The sequence below is a fragment of the Citrobacter sp. Ce006 genome, from assembly GCF_030336535.1.
Taxonomy (GTDB): Bacteria; Pseudomonadota; Gammaproteobacteria; order Enterobacterales; family Enterobacteriaceae; genus Citrobacter; species Citrobacter europaeus.
The window spans coordinates 1-16222 of the sequence record NZ_JAOWDO010000068.1 but is presented as its reverse complement, the minus strand read 5'-3'; the positions used below and the strand labels follow the sequence as shown (position 1 = coordinate 16222).

The 16222-nt window shown below is 48.0% G+C and carries 18 protein-coding genes and 3 pseudogenes; 13 read left to right on the top strand and 8 right to left on the bottom strand.

Annotated features, from left to right (window positions below):
- Nucleotides 1-132: 132 nt before the first annotated feature.
- Entirely contained in the window at nt 133-360 is a 228-nt protein-coding gene (locus OGV94_RS12215) for a helix-turn-helix transcriptional regulator (protein ID WP_286523445.1), read from the bottom strand.
- A gap of 114 nt (nt 361-474) precedes the next feature.
- Between OGV94_RS12215 and OGV94_RS12210 the strand changes: the two genes are divergently transcribed.
- Nucleotides 475-1215 carry a hypothetical protein gene (locus tag OGV94_RS12210; protein WP_286523443.1) on the top strand — a complete coding sequence of 247 codons (741 nt, stop codon included), beginning with the start codon at nt 475-477 and terminating at the stop codon, nt 1213-1215.
- A gap of 53 nt (nt 1216-1268) precedes the next feature.
- On the opposite strand, the gene OGV94_RS12205 is transcribed toward OGV94_RS12210, so the two are convergent.
- Nucleotides 1269-1853 (bottom strand): inovirus Gp2 family protein, encoded by a 585-nt coding sequence (locus OGV94_RS12205; protein WP_238984287.1) that lies wholly within the window; start codon nt 1851-1853, stop codon nt 1269-1271.
- Nucleotides 1854-2279: 426 nt separating this feature from the next.
- Nucleotides 2280-3716, bottom strand: coding sequence for a YfjI family protein (locus OGV94_RS12200; protein ID WP_238984288.1), 1437 nt, complete (start codon nt 3714-3716; stop codon nt 2280-2282).
- Between the two features lie 326 nt (nt 3717-4042).
- Between OGV94_RS12200 and OGV94_RS12195 the strand changes: the two genes are divergently transcribed.
- The 10 genes from OGV94_RS12195 to OGV94_RS12150 all read left to right on the top strand — a co-directional run bounded on the left by OGV94_RS12195 (nt 4043) and on the right by OGV94_RS12150 (nt 9346).
- On the top strand, nt 4043-4930 hold the full coding sequence (locus tag OGV94_RS12195) for a GTPase family protein (protein WP_286523440.1): 888 nt from the start codon (nt 4043-4045) through the stop codon (nt 4928-4930).
- A gap of 211 nt (nt 4931-5141) precedes the next feature.
- A complete protein-coding gene (locus OGV94_RS12190; protein ID WP_286523438.1) occupies nt 5142-5396 on the top strand; it encodes a hypothetical protein in 255 nt (84 codons plus the stop codon).
- 28 nt (nt 5397-5424) lie between these two features.
- The gene (locus OGV94_RS12185; RefSeq protein WP_286523436.1) at nt 5425-5889 is read left to right on the top strand and encodes a YfjT/YkfB family phage-associated protein; all 465 of its coding nucleotides are present in this window, start codon (nt 5425-5427) and stop codon (nt 5887-5889) included.
- Nucleotides 5890-5909: 20 nt separating this feature from the next.
- Nucleotides 5910-6251: a hypothetical protein gene (locus OGV94_RS12180; RefSeq protein ID WP_196359164.1), complete on the top strand. Its 342-nt coding sequence runs from the start codon at nt 5910-5912 to the stop codon at nt 6249-6251.
- A 79-nt stretch (nt 6252-6330) separates the two neighbouring features.
- Nucleotides 6331-7152, top strand: coding sequence for a DUF932 domain-containing protein (locus tag OGV94_RS12175; protein ID WP_238984298.1), 822 nt, complete (start codon nt 6331-6333; stop codon nt 7150-7152).
- A gap of 332 nt (nt 7153-7484) precedes the next feature.
- Entirely contained in the window at nt 7485-7880 is a 396-nt protein-coding gene (locus OGV94_RS12170; RefSeq protein ID WP_238984299.1) for an antirestriction protein, read from the top strand.
- A gap of 11 nt (nt 7881-7891) precedes the next feature.
- Nucleotides 7892-8371, top strand: coding sequence for a RadC family protein (gene radC, locus OGV94_RS12165; RefSeq protein WP_238984292.1), 480 nt, complete (start codon nt 7892-7894; stop codon nt 8369-8371).
- Between the two features lie 13 nt (nt 8372-8384).
- Nucleotides 8385-8606, top strand: a complete 222-nt coding sequence (locus tag OGV94_RS12160; RefSeq protein ID WP_238984300.1) for a DUF987 domain-containing protein — start codon at nt 8385-8387, stop codon at nt 8604-8606.
- Nucleotides 8607-8627: 21 nt separating this feature from the next.
- On the top strand, nt 8628-8969 hold the full coding sequence (locus tag OGV94_RS12155; protein ID WP_275300191.1) for a type IV toxin-antitoxin system YeeU family antitoxin: 342 nt from the start codon (nt 8628-8630) through the stop codon (nt 8967-8969).
- 47 nt (nt 8970-9016) lie between these two features.
- Nucleotides 9017-9346, top strand: coding sequence for a TA system toxin CbtA family protein (locus OGV94_RS12150; protein ID WP_238984293.1), 330 nt, complete (start codon nt 9017-9019; stop codon nt 9344-9346).
- 321 nt (nt 9347-9667) lie between these two features.
- On the opposite strand, the pseudogene OGV94_RS12145 reads toward OGV94_RS12150, so the two are convergent.
- Together OGV94_RS12145 and OGV94_RS12140 are read right to left on the bottom strand one after the other, a co-directional pair.
- Nucleotides 9668-9887, bottom strand: a pseudogene (locus tag OGV94_RS12145) (ogr/Delta-like zinc finger family protein).
- 68 nt (nt 9888-9955) lie between these two features.
- Nucleotides 9956-10045, bottom strand: a pseudogene (locus tag OGV94_RS12140) (hypothetical protein); the annotation flags it as partial.
- A 175-nt stretch (nt 10046-10220) separates the two neighbouring features.
- Here OGV94_RS12140 and OGV94_RS12135 point away from each other — a divergent pair.
- The gene (locus OGV94_RS12135) at nt 10221-11360 is read left to right on the top strand and encodes an acyltransferase family protein (RefSeq protein WP_286523424.1); all 1140 of its coding nucleotides are present in this window, start codon (nt 10221-10223) and stop codon (nt 11358-11360) included.
- Nucleotides 11361-11402: 42 nt separating this feature from the next.
- Here the strand turns inward: OGV94_RS12135 and OGV94_RS12130 are convergent.
- Nucleotides 11403-11598: pseudogene (locus tag OGV94_RS12130) on the bottom strand (tail fiber assembly protein); the annotation flags it as partial.
- Nucleotides 11599-12054: 456 nt separating this feature from the next.
- On the opposite strand from OGV94_RS12130, the gene OGV94_RS12125 reads away from it, so the two are divergent.
- Nucleotides 12055-12411 (top strand): KPN_00521 family repetitive protein, encoded by a 357-nt coding sequence (locus tag OGV94_RS12125; protein ID WP_003826111.1) that lies wholly within the window; start codon nt 12055-12057, stop codon nt 12409-12411.
- A gap of 58 nt (nt 12412-12469) precedes the next feature.
- On the opposite strand, the gene OGV94_RS12120 is transcribed toward OGV94_RS12125, so the two are convergent.
- Nucleotides 12470-13984, bottom strand: coding sequence for an EAL domain-containing protein (locus OGV94_RS12120; protein WP_286523422.1), 1515 nt, complete (start codon nt 13982-13984; stop codon nt 12470-12472).
- Between the two features lie 36 nt (nt 13985-14020).
- A partial coding sequence (locus OGV94_RS12115) for an autotransporter outer membrane beta-barrel domain-containing protein (RefSeq protein ID WP_286523158.1) occupies nt 14021-16222 on the bottom strand: 2202 nt, incomplete at its 5' end.

Sequence of the window (16222 nt, the reverse complement as noted above, 5' to 3'; positions counted from 1 at the left end):
GCCTTGTTCAGCGGTCTCAGCAACTTCAGCGATCTGTGTTTTTTATCTAAAACTACGGCTGCAAATGCGGAAGTAGAATTAAAGCTAATGGGAGGAGTGGGATCCTCGCTCTCTCCCACATAATCTTCCAAACTATGGCGAAACAGGCGTTAGTGGTTGTTTTATTTTGCTCAAAATCCAAGCATCAATCTCGGATTCTAGCCAACCTACCGTCTTTGCTCCCAGTTTAATCCTTTGGGGAAATGTCGGATCATGACGATCTGAATTAGGGTCAAGCCAGTCGTATACCGTTGAACGACCAATGCCTAACTTCTTGACAAGTGCGGGTAAACGCAGGATTTTTACAGACTTTGGTTCCATTAAAAAGCTTCCTCTCTTGGTATGCTTTGTACGGAAGCCAGACTATCTGCTGGTACAACTGTACGACATACGGCTGCAATACCTCATTTTTTACGGAGCTTAACTGATTGAATAATGGATAATTTTAGTTTTGATGATTTTCTCGTTTATTTGAAAACTACGTTCAATAATAAGAGCGCAAGATTGTCCCATAGACTCCAGGCGGCTGGCCGGGAACAGGAAAAGGTGGCTTCAGGTGCAAATGAATATCATGAGTTTGTATTATCACTGGTTGAAAGCATGCTTAAGAACCCGGCAGTACGCCGTAAGTTTGATGATCAAGTCTACAGGATGTCATTTGATGAACCGGACACGGTTAGCGAAACTATAGGTGAGCTTGTTTTTCTGGCTGACGTTAACTGGCACCTAGGGCTTGGGCTCCTGAACACGAATAAAAATGAAGCGATAAAGTGCCTACTTCTTGGTATTGAATACCTTGATTACTGCTGCGGTCTTGAAGATCAAGAATTGTGGCAACAGCAACAGACCACAAAACTAGATGTTCCGGTGCGGGGGGGCAGAAGTAAAGCTGCTCGCTTTGATCCCGTTAAAGCCAAAATTATCAGGCTTTTGCAGGAAGCTTGCCCCTCAGGCGGGTGGGATACTAAATCAGAAGCTTTGAAGGGCATAGAGAATGGGATTAATGAACTGGAATGGCCATCTGCCCGTGACCAGAATAATCTGTCCAAAACCGGGGCTGAAATATTTGCAATGAAGATACGCCAGGTTGAGGTCTGGTCAAGTCAGGATGAGAAAATCAAAGCTGCTTTTGATAGTGTCGTAAAGCCTAAAAAAATAGATGTACTTGAGGTCTAATATGCTGGCAGTTTAAGACTTAAAAACCAAACTGCCATCTCACTACGCGCATGTTACCTGCGGCTCATTCCAATTGAACGATACCCATCGTCATAACACTTGGTATGGTCTTTCGCTAGGTAATCCATACGTTTCAGCAATTCGGTAACCTGCTGCATATAATTAGGTGATCTTTTGTTTAAGTAATAACACCCATTCTCAGTCATATTCGCTAGACCTGAATATTGCTCTGTATCCAGGCCTAACGCACTACACCATGCCTGCTGGATTAATGCGTACAAACTGTCATCAGCATTATAACTTCCGGCACCGTGATAAAAGTCTTTATTCAGTAACAGTAATACATGGTAATGCTTACGGCGGTTACGTTCACCGATTTCTCGCACCCATACATACCGTAAGCGATTATTCCAGTTACGCCTCCAGCGTCTGTTTTTGCGTCGACAATCTACCAGCAACTTAGCCTTCAGGGATTCAATAAAACGGGTAACCTCCCTGTTCGAATCACCATACTGATAATCTCCCGGAAAACGCAAATCAACACGTAAAGCCAGCGTACGTGGAAACTCATCTACTGCATTACGGATAAGATCGTAAAATGCCTTCTGGTAATCAGCATTCAGGGAATCATTTGACATATATAAACCTGTATAAATAATCCGCGCAATAATTAACATTGAGGTAAGTAAGAATAAGTAACCATACGATTAATCTTCGTAGTAATATTACATGCAGATATGTACATCAACATTATCGGGTGGTAATAATTAACCGTATGGCATCACACACTCAATGGGTATTGCGTTAAAATTAACCGAATGTAAGGTATAGTGTATTAGCAAGTTAATAATAATTAATCCGGGTAGATAGTGGATATATATTACTAATAAACATATATTACTATACCGACAGTTATTCCATCAGTAAAAATATAACAATAAGCACCTCTGCCTGAATAAGCCTAACGCAGATAATAACAAATGTTATAATTTCACCCTGATATTATCCCCACTATTTACCCTTCAGCCCCTGTGATAACCTGCTACAGTCGCAACGGTAGCAACTCAATAGAATGAAAAAACGGGGTTTCTGGTATAGTCATTATCATTAAAATGACGACCTCTGAACACCATCCTGGCCCCGTAGAGACCATAATCAATATCTATCACTTTTGCTTTTTCAAGGTTACTGATGACGGTTTCCAGTAACGTTCCTTTTCGCAGGATATTAGGGCCAAAACGCCTGATATCGTTAAACCTCAGAGGACGTTTTCCTGTGGAATCCATTTTACGATGCAACCATGACAATAATAACGCCTCGTAATACCCTTCCTCATATGCAAAAAGGTTCGTGGCCTGTTGCATATACCACTCGCACAATATCCAGGCGCTTTCCACGTAATCTTTTTCAATTGTAGTGGAACCGTCAATAAAATAGGCAAACAGGGCTGATAATCGTGCAACGTTGTTAGCCAGTTTAGAGGCAAAGTCATTCATGCCTCCATATTCTTTGTCAGGGCGAATCCGGCTTTCAATATGGTTGTAAATACTCTCCCACTCGTACCGGGCTGCTGGCTCAAAAACGGAATGTTTTTTTACCCCTGAATTTTCATCTGGCTGCTGCTCTTCTAACAAATCGACTATACGCTGATGAACGAGATCGAGAAAATATGTATCATGGTAATGATTACGAAGAAACCGCTCCCCCTGTGTGGAAAGGCTCTCATCGATATGAACCACCAGGCAACGCGCAAAAAAACCACTGCCCCGTGCTTTTTGCCCCTGTCTTTTTATATATGAATCAAATACCTTTTTTTGTACCATCACGGATAGCGTGATATTTCCGTCCTCTATTGTGAAACTCTTCGTTGTTTTACGCTCCACGTGGAAACTGACCCCGTCCCACACTGAATTAATAAAACTCAGATCGTTCATGGCCTGTCTGTCCAGTATATTGGCTCCCTCATCTGCAATCAAACCGACACTGGATGAGTGGTTATACATCGCTGACTGTAAAGCCTCAGGGGTAACGTTATTGTAAATAATCCTGCTGTTTTTAGGTGGCTCAGGCTTGTCATCATTTAATTCCTGTAGGCGTTTCTCCAGTGCTTTAGTACATTGCCCTTTTACAGCAGCCTTTCTTATCTGACTTAAAATGCCCTTTTGTTTTTCACGCCAGGCAATCTGCTTAGGCTCATGTTCTTTTTCTTTTAATCTGACCTGATGCAGGTTGTCCGCATCATGTTGATAGAATGGTTTAAGTATTTTTCTGTCGACTGATGTTTTCCGCTCGCCTGAGTTTGCTATTATCAGCAGAAAAAGTGATACTGGTGACGTCACACTCTCATTTACCCTGACATCAATCAGACTCTGACAGGCCAGTGACATCGCGCTTATTGCTGACGATGCAATAAGTGGGAAAGGTGCCTGCGTCAGCTTATTAACATCTTTTATAGCCTCGCGTAAAAATGACGGAACAGCACTCAATGGGAATTCATTCATAAAATCACCTGTTAATTATTTAGCTTCCAGGTGAAGTATAAATCGCAAGCCCTGTAGCAAGTCAACATGCCAAAATAATATTCAGGCCTGTCGGATAGTATCGGACTAAATTAGTTAACCGGCTTTGTCAAAAATTATCTTTTACCTGCTTTATCTTTTTAATTAAGCCCAGCGGACATCGCCTGTCGGGTAATAATCCGGCCGGTTAAGATGTCACGAAATGCACTCTTAAATAATTTTCAGTTATATATCACCTTCATGAACTTCCATTCGTTTCACTTCAGCAGGCCATTTCCTTCGGATGGCCTTTTTATTCAGAGGTCAGCATGAAACATCCCTCGGGCTATGCCCTTATCCGCCGCCATCTGCGGCGTTATCCGCGCTCGCTGCGCCAGCATCTGCTGCTGGAACTTAACCGGCTGGTTACGTATGAACCCATAATTGGCATTATGGGTAAAACTGGTGTCGGCAAATCCTCGCTGTGTAATGCGCTGTTCCGCAGTGAAGTCTGTGCCGTGAATGCGGTTGAAGCCTGCACCCGACAGCCTCAGCGTGTGCGGCTGCGCTTTGGCAACCACTATCTGACACTGGTCGATTTGCCCGGTGTGGGCGAGAGTCAGGCCCGTGACGGTGAATATCGTGAGCTTTACCGTGAACTGATGCCGCAGCTCGATATGGTGCTGTGGGTGCTCAAAGCCGATGACCGGGCTTATGCGGTTGAAGAGCAGTTTTATCAGGACGTATTCGCGCAGTACTGCGGGCCACTGCCACCGGTGTTGTGGGTACTCAATCAGGTGGACAAAACTGAACCTGCTGAGCAGTGGAACTGGCCGTCCGCTCAGCCATCGGCACTGCAGGCTGAACGCATTACACAAAAGGTGCAGGCCGTCGCCCGCCAGCTCAGCATCGCCGAAACCGATATTCTGCCTGTCTCGGTCCGGGGGCGTTACCGGCTGTCACGTCTGGTAGAGGCGATGATAATCCGGCTCCCAAAGCAGGCCCGCAGTCCGCTGGTTCCCCACCTGCAGACCGGCTATCGCACGGAAGCTGTCATCAGCACTGCCAGCAGCAGTTTCGGTGATGCCGTAGTGGACGTAATTGACCGGATCATTGATTTGGCTCCTTTACCGCAGATGGCCCGTAGTGCACTGCAGGCCGTCACCCATACCGTCGCCCGTGCGGCCCGTTCTCTCTGGGGATTTTTCTTTGGTTAATCGCCTCCCTGCCGCACAACCAGAATTGTTGTATCGATAAATAATTTTGCTTAACGACGATCGATTTTGTCGATCGAACCGATCGGGTTTATTCATTATCCCCAATCAGTTTCAGGTTATAAAATCCCTCAGGGTCTGCTCCATTTACTTTTTTATTCATTAGAAATCAATGTGATGAATCGCAGGGATCTTCATGTAGTCAGGGAGGCGTATGCCATTAACTCTTCTGTGGGTCGGACTGGCCCTGCTGCCGGGATTCTTTGCGTCCGGTAATGGCCGTTCATTCCGGGGCTGGTTTACTCCTGGGCTTATTATCGACCCGATACTTGCTGGCCTGTTGTACTGGTTATCGTCAGGGAGCGCCCACGAAAACCCCTCTGCAACTGCCCGCAAAAGCGACCTGCTGGTTCATCACTCTCATCATCTTTATGACCTGCCTGCTGTTCACTACCTTCACTCCTGGTGACATGGCGGGTTTCTGACAGGAATACTTCATGAAAAAAACACTTCTGATTACCACTCTTCTGGCGTCAGCTATTTTGCCTGTTGCCTCTCAGGCTTCTGGCAACCGTGATACCTGGGTCAGCGGCTATGCGCAGGGCACTGCCGAATACACCATCCTCGGCAAAGGGCAGTCACAGCTTTACCTGGCCTGCGACACCTACGGTGACAAACCTGAAATGCTTATTTTTACTGATGAATCCGGGCGACAGGTCAGCACGGACAGGAATCAGCTACTCATGGTGAAAATTGACAGGGAAGAGGCCGCTGATGTCAGTGAAACAGCAAGTCATGCAGGGGCGGATAACTTTGCCTGGATGTGGGACAAACTGCGTACAGGTAAACAGGTAACTGTCTCCGGCGATGGCGTGAAGCCTGCCACCTTTACCCTGAAAGGCGCAGGCAAAACTTTACCTGCATATAAAGATTCTTCCTGTGTGGCTGAGTTCGCACGCTGATATCGCTGAAGGAAAAATTGATGAAAAGTATATTACTCGCCGCATTACTCGGTCTGGTTTCGTATTCTGCTGTGGCGGCTGAAGCACCTTTTACAGTAAGTGCCGGCCCCAGCAATGCAGGGGCACTTTACAGCAAGGTCTATATCACTTCCCGGTCAGATTCGGTGGTGATAAAGAAAATTCTCGTTAACCGTGGCAACTGCCAGGATGCCGAAGCGATGCCCTGGAAACCTGTCAGACTGGGATTCGGTAATACCGTGGACCGGCTGTTCGTCGGTAAAGGGTTTATGTCGGCCTGCAGAATACTGGAAATTGCAGTAGATACTGACCAGGGCTCCTGGTCCTTTAATACCAGCCAGTAACACTTACTTTAGTTCCCCATTCATCAACGCCCTGCTCATCCGAGCGGGGCGTTTTCTTTTGTCTCTCAGAAAGGAAATTATCATGCGTTTAGCCAGCCGTTTTAGCGCGGTGAACCTGGTTCGCCGTGACCGTCCCCTGACCCGTGATGAACTGGCGCACTATGTGCCCAGCGTGTTCAGTGAGGAAAAACATGAATCACGCTCAGAACGCTACACATACATTCCCACCATCACCCTGCTTGATAATCTGCAGCGGGAAGGTTTTCAGCCGTTCTTTGCCTGCCAGACCCGCGTACGTAATCCCGATAAGCGCGAACACACGAAGCATATGCTGCGCCTGCGCCGTGAGGGCCAGATTACCGGCCAGCAGGTGCCGGAAATTATCCTCCTCAACAGCCATGACGGCTCCAGTTCATACCAGATGCTTCCCGGCCTGTTTCGCTTTGTCTGTCAGAACGGACTTGTCTGTGGCGAAACCTTTGGTGAGGTACGTGTGCCGCATAAAGGCAACGTAGTGGAGAAGGTGATTGAAGGGGCTTACGAAGTGCTGGGCGTATTTGACCGGGTGGAGGAGAAGCGGGATGCCATGCAGTCGCTGATGCTACCTCCACCAGCGCAGCAGGCGTTTGCAAAAGCCGCGCTGGCATACCGCTTTGGTGAAGAGCACCAGCCGGTGACGGAAACACAAATCCTGTCTCCGCGCCGCTGGCAGGACGAAAGCGGTGACCTGTGGACGACATACCAGCGCATTCAGGAGAACCTGATTAAAGGCGGCCTGCCGGGCAGAACAACAAAAGGTAAACGGGCCCACACCCGTGCGGTTAAAGGTATCGACGGTGACGTGAAGCTTAACCGTGCCCTGTGGGTGATGGCAGAAAGCCTGCTGGAGAGCCTGAAGTAATGCCGCACATCCCCGATGGCGTGATTCAGGTCACGCCACATTCATGTTCCGTGAGCCACCAGGCTGGTTGCCGCTCCATCTGTGACGACGACCTGTGCGCCTCATCTCTTTTATCGCCCCGGTGAACTCAGCCTGTGCAGCTTAAGCATCCCTGAGGGGCACTGGCCCTCGCGCTGTGATGATGATGGCTATGTGCAGTTCTGTCCTTCACTTCGTCACAACAACCCACATGAAAATACAAAGGAAACCAAATGAACAACATACTCACCCTGACCAGCCCGGTGACTGAATCTCTCACTTCACCACGTACTGATGCAGACCGCATCGAATGCATGCCCGTACCCGATGAACAGCGTGCCGCCTTCTGGCCGCAGCACTTTGGCCGCATACCGCTGTGGATAACCCTTGAGCCGCGAATCTTTGCCTGGATGGACCGCTTCTGCGCGGATTACAGCGGCGGTATCTGGAATTTTTATTCACTCAGCAACGGTGGCGCGTTCATGGCTCCCGATGCCGGCAGCGATGAAAAATGGTCATTGTTTAACAGCATGAACGGTAACGGCGGTGAACTCAGCGCTGAGGCTGCCGGGATTGCGGTCTGCCTGATGGCGTACAGCCATCACGCCTGCCGGACGGAATGTGATGCCATGACGGAGCACTATTACCGCCTGCGCAATTACGCGCTGCATCATCCAGAGTGCAGCGCCATCATGCACATCATCGACTGAGGCCAGCCGCTATGGAACAACAGCTACCCCTGTTTGCCACCGCACTACCGGCATCCGCACAGCAGACCATCAGGGATGCGTTAACCCTGCTGGCGTGCCAGCTACGTGAACCCGGCGCGTCATTCACGTCCAGTCAGGCGGTCCGGGACTGGCTGCGTCTGCAGCTTGCCACACTTGACCGCGAAGCCTTCACCGTCCTGTGGCTGGATAATCAGCATCGCCTGATAACCCACGACACGCTGTTTCTGGGGACGGTCAACGCTGTCACCGTTCATCCACGTGAGGTCGTTAAATCCGGTCTGAAAAATAATGCCGCCGCTGTCGTTCTTGCGCATAACCACCCGTCGGGTGAGGCAGAACCGAGTAAAGCCGACCGGCTGATTACAGCGCGCCTGAAGCAGGCGCTGGAACTGGTTGATATTCATCTGCTGGACCATCTGATTATTGGCGGGATGGATATCGCCTCGTTTGCCGAACGCGGCTGGCTGTAGGGAGTAAACAGTGATGAAAATCATCAGTAAGCGCCAGGCGATGGCGATATACCGCCAGCATCCGCAGTCCAGGTTGTTTCGCTTCTGTACCGGGCGATACCAGTGGTCCGGCAGTATCTGCCACTATGCCGGTCGGGAAGTACAGGATATCAGCGGGGTGCTGGCCGTATTTGCTGAACGCTGCCAGGACCGCAACGGCCCGTATGTCGTCTTGCGCAGCGTTACCCTTAATTAATGTATTTTAAGGAGTGCTTAAATGAAAAACATCAAAAATCATGATATTGCTGGCCCCTGGTGGGGACTTAAACCCACCGTCATGCCATGCTTTGGCGTACGACTGGTACAGGAAGGCAACCGGCTGCATTATCTGGCTGACCGGGCCAGTATAATCGGGTCATTCAGCGACGCGGATTTACGCCATCTCGACCAGGCGTTTCCGGTGCTGCTTAAACAGCTGGAGTTGATGCTCGTTTCCGGTGAGCTCACCTCCCACCATCAGCACCGCGTCACGCTATATCACAATGGACTGACTTGCGAAGCGGATACACTCGGCTCCTGTGGTTATGTCTACATCGCTATTTATCCCGATCAGCCTTAACCGCAGTAACTCAACGCTTATCCCCTCAAACTCATAGAGCAAACATCATGCAAACCTTATCATCACACCCGACACGGGCGACTCAGCCCTGTCTGTCACCCGTTGAAACCTGGCAACGGCTGCTGACCCATCTGTTATCGCAGCACTATGGCCTAACGCTGAATGACACACCGTTCAGTAATGAAACCACCATACGGGAACATATTGATGCTGGAGTATCGCTAAGCGATGCGGTGAACTTTCTGGTAGAAAAATACGGGCTTGTCCGTATCGACCGGAAAGGATTTTCCTGGCAAGAGCAGACCCCGTATCTTTCCGTAGTGGATATTTTGCGAGCAAGGCGCTCTACCGGCTTACTAAAAACTAATGTGAAATAAACGCTTAAATACAGAGCAGACTAAAGGAAAGCAAAATGCTAATCTCACAGACGAAGAGACTTCTACTGTAACCTCCCCTCCCCTGCAAAAAACCTGACATTTTCTTTTAGGACCAACAATGGGACCAAATTGAAAATTGAATTGAAGATTACAAACAATTAAACAACAAGTTACACAACCAATTCAGACTCCGCCAGCCCACCAAATAAAACAAGGGGTTACGTGAAAACGTAGCCCCTTTTTCTTTGGTAGTGGCGGCAAAATGGCGACAGAGTATCGGACTGACGGCAACAAAAAACCCGCCATTAAAGCGGGTTCTGTTCAGAAGCTCATGTGGCCTTGACCACCTTTTCCAGGATGTGGCGGCGCAGAAGAAATTAAATTCGGTTTTATAATGTGCCGTACAAACGTTTCATGAGTAACGAACGTACAGCCACAATTTATATTTTGGCTCTGGTTGTAACGTTCTTTTGTCGTAGCTAACACCTGAAAGCGGCCTTCTGGTATGTGCTGCATGACCGCACTCTGGACAGTTCATCATTACTGTTATCCCACTACTCTTGCCGTAGTCGCAATAATGATACAGAATTATTCAATATTGAGAACCAATTATTCATTTTCAAGATCACCAATCTTTACTACAAGCTTCATGCTGGTCGTAAATCCATTATCCGGGCTGACAGAATGCTTCAGGGTGGTAGATGCTAACTGCGTTGATACTTAGCGAGAAACAGATGCGACGATTCCAGCTAGATTGGATCTGAAAGCATAATGGTATCTTGATTAGCCTCAGGCTAGAATGGCCTCAAAGGTATCCGCCTATTTTTTGATTAGGCGTTTTAGGCTACATTACTCTAAACATAGGTTAATTTTCATGAGTGTTGCTCAAGAACACAATAGTAATGCGGACGGTCTCAGAGGCATCGCCTGTCTTGCTGTGTTTTTCTCACATCTTGCATATACTTTCTACCCATATATGCATGCAGCAGAGTCCATGAGGTATTCTTTTGAGAGTTATATAATGAACTCTCCTTTCTCTTTTTTTTACTCTGGCTCTGCGGGGGTCTACGTATTCTTTGTATTAAGTGGTTTTGTTTTATCTTCAAGTTTCTCTAAGCGATTTGATTCAATTCTTTTCTTTGCATTCCTTTTAAAAAGATATATAAGATTAATGGTGCCAGTATTTTTCTCTTGTTTGATTGGATGGGCTGTATACTCACACATAGATATTAATAGGACTGGCATTTCCGAATGGGCCTCAAATCTAGGAACCTTTGATTACAGCTTACGTGGTGCCATATTCACAGGACTAATAGGTGCTTTTGGTGGGGATGGCGTTAAGACCTATAACTGGGTATTATGGACCATGAAAATTGAACTCATCGGATCATATATTCTGGCTTTACTATTTATATCCAAGAAAACAAACTCCGCATTTTTCCCAGCGGTTGCATTTCTTATATTCCTATCATTAGGCTATTACAATGGTGGCGACGCACTATATTATGGATTGGCTTGTTTTATGTCTGGTTCCGTAATATACAAGACGAATATTAAACTATCAAAAAAATCATCAGTCGCAATCCTAATTCTTGGATTATACTTTGCTGGATATAAAGTACAATCGTATTCCTATTCAAGTATTTTCTCCGATATTAATAATTACTTAACTGAGTACACCCTGTTTTTATTCTCTGGCATTCTTATTGTTTTATTTGCATTAAAGAGCAATGGGATTAACAATATACTATCTACAAAATCAGCAATATTTTTAGGCAAGATATCTTTCTCATTATATTTATTACAAATGGTTTTAATTTACGCAGTAGCAATACCATCATTTAACTACTTGTCATTGCGCATTGATGAATTAGCAGCAAGCCTCATATCAATAATAATTTGCGTAGCTATAAGCTTACCAGTGTCCTGGGGGTTCTATCTTCTTTTCGATAAACCAGCTGTATTACTGTCGGGAAGAATTAGTAAAGTGCTTTTACAGTTCAAAACAGCATAATCTTTTAGGGGGGATATCCCCCCTAATACGTATTGAAAATACTCAAACAGGCACTTTGGGCAAATCAATATTGGGGGCTAGTGATGTATCAACACGCGTCAACAAGACACGGTATTTCTTCCATTCAGTTAACCTCTTTCGTCGCTATCCCTGCATCAACGGCATCCTGTCGCCAGCTAATTTCAGCATCGGCTATCGAACGAAGTTTCGCTTTCTTCTGCTCCATAATGGCAAATAATTACTCTGTTGAAAGAGGCAGAATATCCAACCGGGCGCTGATAGCCGCTTAACATGAACTGTCCAACTTTATGGGTCAGTCCAAAGCTGAGGGCTTTTTTGTGTCTGTATTGCCAGTAGCACTGGTCAAATCCAGAGAAAGGGGTACACGTATAGTTTCACGTGTGAACGTGTGATTAAAATTCAACTTCACTTCTGATAAGCGAATTTCAGCCCCAAATAAATATCAGGCAGCATCATGATGCAGGCCCATGCTAAATAATGATGATAACTCGTTATTTAACCCAATATTAAATGTGGTTTTCCCCCCAAGACAACGTAACCGTATTAATTGCTCACACTGCAAAAGTGGAAAAAATAGCGTTATCCGCACTTACAGTTTTTTCCTAAAGCCAGCGCTTCGTTTGTATGCCATGCTTAACCACGCTAATAACTTATAACGCTAAGCGAGGATATTATGAAAAAGACAATTATCGCATTATCTGCAATTCTGCTGGCTTCTCCCGTTATTGCCGCCACGACACACGCAACTGATAATGATGTAGCTGCCGCACACGAAAACGCCAATACCGCAAAAGAAAAACTGCATCAGGCGCAGAATCAGGGCGAAGAGCAAAAATTAAAAGCCAAACATGCTGCTGAAGGCAAACAAGATGACCTGAGCAGCAAAGTAAGTGAAGGTTCACAAAAAGCCTGGAATACAACCAAAGAAGGTACTGAAAAAGGCTGGAATGCAACAAAAGAGGGTACCGAGAAAGGCTGGAATAAGACCAAAGAAGGTGCTGCCTCCGTTGAGAAAAAAGTCAGCGAGTAATCTTCTAAACATTGAATAATAAAAAACCGCGAAAGCGGTTTTTTATTATCAGCTATTCTTATAATAAATGCAGAAACGCATTAAAGGGTACTGGTTTACTGAACAGGTATCCCTGACCAAAGCTAACGTCCATCCGTCGCAGCCTCTCCATCTGCTCTTCACTTTCTATCCCTTCCGCTACCAATGGGATCCTGGCCAGTTCAGAGAGGTGAACAATGTTGCTGATAATGCTATCACTCACGCCACCTTTACCCAATGAATCGATAAACATCTTATCAACTTTCAAAAATCGCGGCGAAATACGTTGCAGCGCAGCATAGTTAGAATACCCGGTCCCAAAGTCATCCAGGGCTAGTGCCGCTCCCGCCTCCTTCAAGCGCTTCAGCACGCTTTCACGAATCAGATTCTGCTGTCGCTCGGTGATTTCCAGCATCACACCAATATGAAACAAGTTCATCCGCCGAATAAAGGCGATAGTGGCATCGGTAAATTCATTATCTTCCAGTGACAGTGGAGGTATGTTAATACCGATGTGAAAGGGTATATCGCAATGATCCCTGAGGCACCGCATATCAGTCTCTACCTGCGTCAAAAGTTTCAGCGTCAGCGCATTGATCAAGCCGCTATGTTCAGCCGTGTGGATAAATTCGTTAGGGGGAATAATTCCCTGCTCAGGGTGATTCCAGCGAGCGAGAACTTCAGCCCCGACGATTTTTCCGGAAGCGAGTTCGACGACGGGCTGATAAAATGGAACAAATTCATCATTATGAATCGCACGCTGCAGTATTTTTATCGGTGAAATCCGCTGCACCCGGCGTAAGTGGAAATATAACAGCAACGACAGTAGAACAAATAAAATAAGAAGATAATGATTATCTCGCACATAATCTGCAATGCCATCCTGTGAATCCGTCACAATCCAGAAAGGATAGTTTTGTGAGGCCATCTGCACGAAAGGATGTTTTGCTGGATACAATAAAAAATGCACATCAATTTTTGCTTTACGGGCAAAATCCATGAGAATTTTATCGATCGCCGCTTTATATACCGCAACCGCCACCACCTGCCCCTGAAACGGAAAATAGAGGATATACATCTCCGTCTTCAGCCGATAAATCTGTTCAATCATCAGTGAGTGTGTGATCGTTCCTCTGGAAACAATCCCCGGCGATTCTCTGCCTTCGAGAGAAGAACAGTTCCACTCACCATTCCTGATAATACTGACTGAACGAATCTTCTCGCCAGATGCCGTAAGAAGACGCAATTTTCGTAGCAGATCGTCGGTGCAATTTTCCTGGATATTTGCGCTGGCCAACACAGCCAGCGTATTTACGTCGTCAAATATCGTGTCGATTTCTTCGATCAGGCTATTTATCGCGTGTTCCCTGACAAGTTGTCCCTCTCTATCCCATTGCTGCCATGACGTCAGCACACCGGCCAGAAGAAAAAGCAACACCAGCATGATGGGTGTGATTTTCTTGGTTACAGACATGATTAACTCGTGTTGTTGAACAAAGCGCCCTGAAGGACGCTTTTTAGATGTTATTTCAGGAGGAAATAACCAGACTGACATACGCCAGTCTGGCTGAACTTGCCCGGCAGAATCAGCTTAGAAGTTCCATTTCACACCGACCATCGCAGCGCTGTCGTTATAGCCTTTGTCGCCAGCCTGGACCCCGATGTTGCCCCACAGATTAAGACGCGGACTCACCTGTCCTTCCACACCCACTTTTACTTCGGCGATATTTTTCGCCCCGTCCTGACGAACATTCACGCCGTCCATGGTCGTACTGAAATCTCGTGAATTGTGCAGCCAGTTCAGTTCGGCAAACGGCTGGAATTCACGCTCTTTACCGTTATCCATCTGATGATGGCTCTTAATCCAGGTTTTCAGGCCCAGCCGGGTCTGTACATTGCCGTTACCGTTGCTGGTGATACGGGTGCCGTTGCTTTCCTGATGATCGTCCGCCTTCACGCCCATCCAGACCGCCTGCGCCTGAGGCTGGATGTACCATTCATTCAGCGTGCCATGACTGCCGGCAAATTCGCCCATTTTCTGGGCATATCCCATTTCCAGCGAGGCGGTCACCCCTTTCGATTTATATGACTCGCCCTGCAGATCATCGCCTTTAACATTGTTATCAAACCAGCTGTACTGAGCCCAGCTGTCCAGCCAGGCGCCGTTATGCGACGCATCATTGGCATACCATGTGGCATACACGCCGGTACTGTAGCCATTGACTGAACCCCGGGAACGATAACCCGTGCGTGATGACCGGGTGTTACTGTGGTCGTTCCCGTAACCCGCCATCACGCCCAGGTGCCAGCGGTCAAGTCCGTTCTGGCTCCATTGCGCAATGTCGCCTCCCAGCTGCAATACATAACGGTTGCTCTGGGTTTTCAGCTGGCCGCTGCCGTCACGCCAGTTGTTGTGCCCGCCAACGTGGCGCATCCACATACTGGTGACTTTCTGCTCGCCGGTCAGGGCATCGATATACTGCGTTTCGCCCAGGCGATCGTACAAACGGGTGACGAACATGTTGTTGGCTGCCGCCAGGTTAGCCGTGTAGCTGCCGCCTTCCGGACGCAGATCTTTATCGGGATCCGGATCCGGATTTGGTTCGGGATCCGGATTGGTTTTGCCGCTGGTCAGATACCAGTTGCCACTGTTTTCATCCTGACCGCGCCCAAGGCTGTAGTCATATGCCCCTGCCACAATACGGCCAGCCTGGGTGAACTCACCGTCCGATGCGCCATCAACATGAATAACTTCGATCCCATCAATCGTGGCGGCCCCTTTCCCACCGGCGTTGGTGACGCTGACGGAGGTGGTGCCACTGGTATCGCCTTTCACCACCAGCTTATCCGTAACGGAATTGTCATCCCCCAGCGCGGTGTTCAGGGAAAGATGGCCATCATTACCCGTGTAATTGCCATTGACCACCAGCTGGTTACCGGCCTGCTGACCATTCACACCGGTTGCGAGGGTACCGCTGTTAACCAGGTCGCCCCCCACCGTGAACAGGAGGTTGTCGCCGGTCCCGGTTCCCACCAGCAGCACACCGGCGTTATTCACATGACCTGCAACGCCCCCCGTGCCCGAGAGCATCCCCGCAGCCGCAATGTTGACTTCGCTACTGGCCAGCGTGACCGGAGATGTGCCGTCCCCCAGTACCAGGCCGCCCTGCTCAATCTCCGTTTTGCCCGTCCAGGCGGCGTTATTGCCGACGGTAATGGAGCCGGCTCCCAGCTTGGTCACATCGCCGCTACCATAAACATCGTTATCAAGCTGCCAGTCGGTATTACTGTTCAGCACCAGTGAACCACTGTTGCTCACCTCTGCGCTGCCCAGATTTTCTGCTGTGAACGCGGTGAGCCGGGAATCCGCATCCACAGCAAATTGCCCCGTAAAGGCGCTGTTGTTGCCCACCAGCGCGACATCGCTTTCGCTGAGTTCAACCCGTCCGGCATCGCTGATGCTGTTGTAAAGCGCGCCTACGGCCTTGCTCATCGTCAGCGTCCCCGCCGCCACAATATCGCCGGTGCCGAGACCCAGCGTCGTGTTCATCAGCACGCGCGCGCCTTCTGCAATGGTCGTTTTTGCCGTCAGCGTGCTGTTTTCACCGGTGATGGTCAGCGTGTCGCCATTGATGTTTAACGCGCCACTTCCGGTCAATATTCCATCGGCTGTGCCGCCCTGCGCCAGGGTCAGGCTACCGCCATTGATGTCCAGCAGTGAGTCAGCCGCCGCCGTCAGCTTACCGACAGTCTGGCTATAACCGTTCATGTCAAAACCGGTATCAGCGGCCAG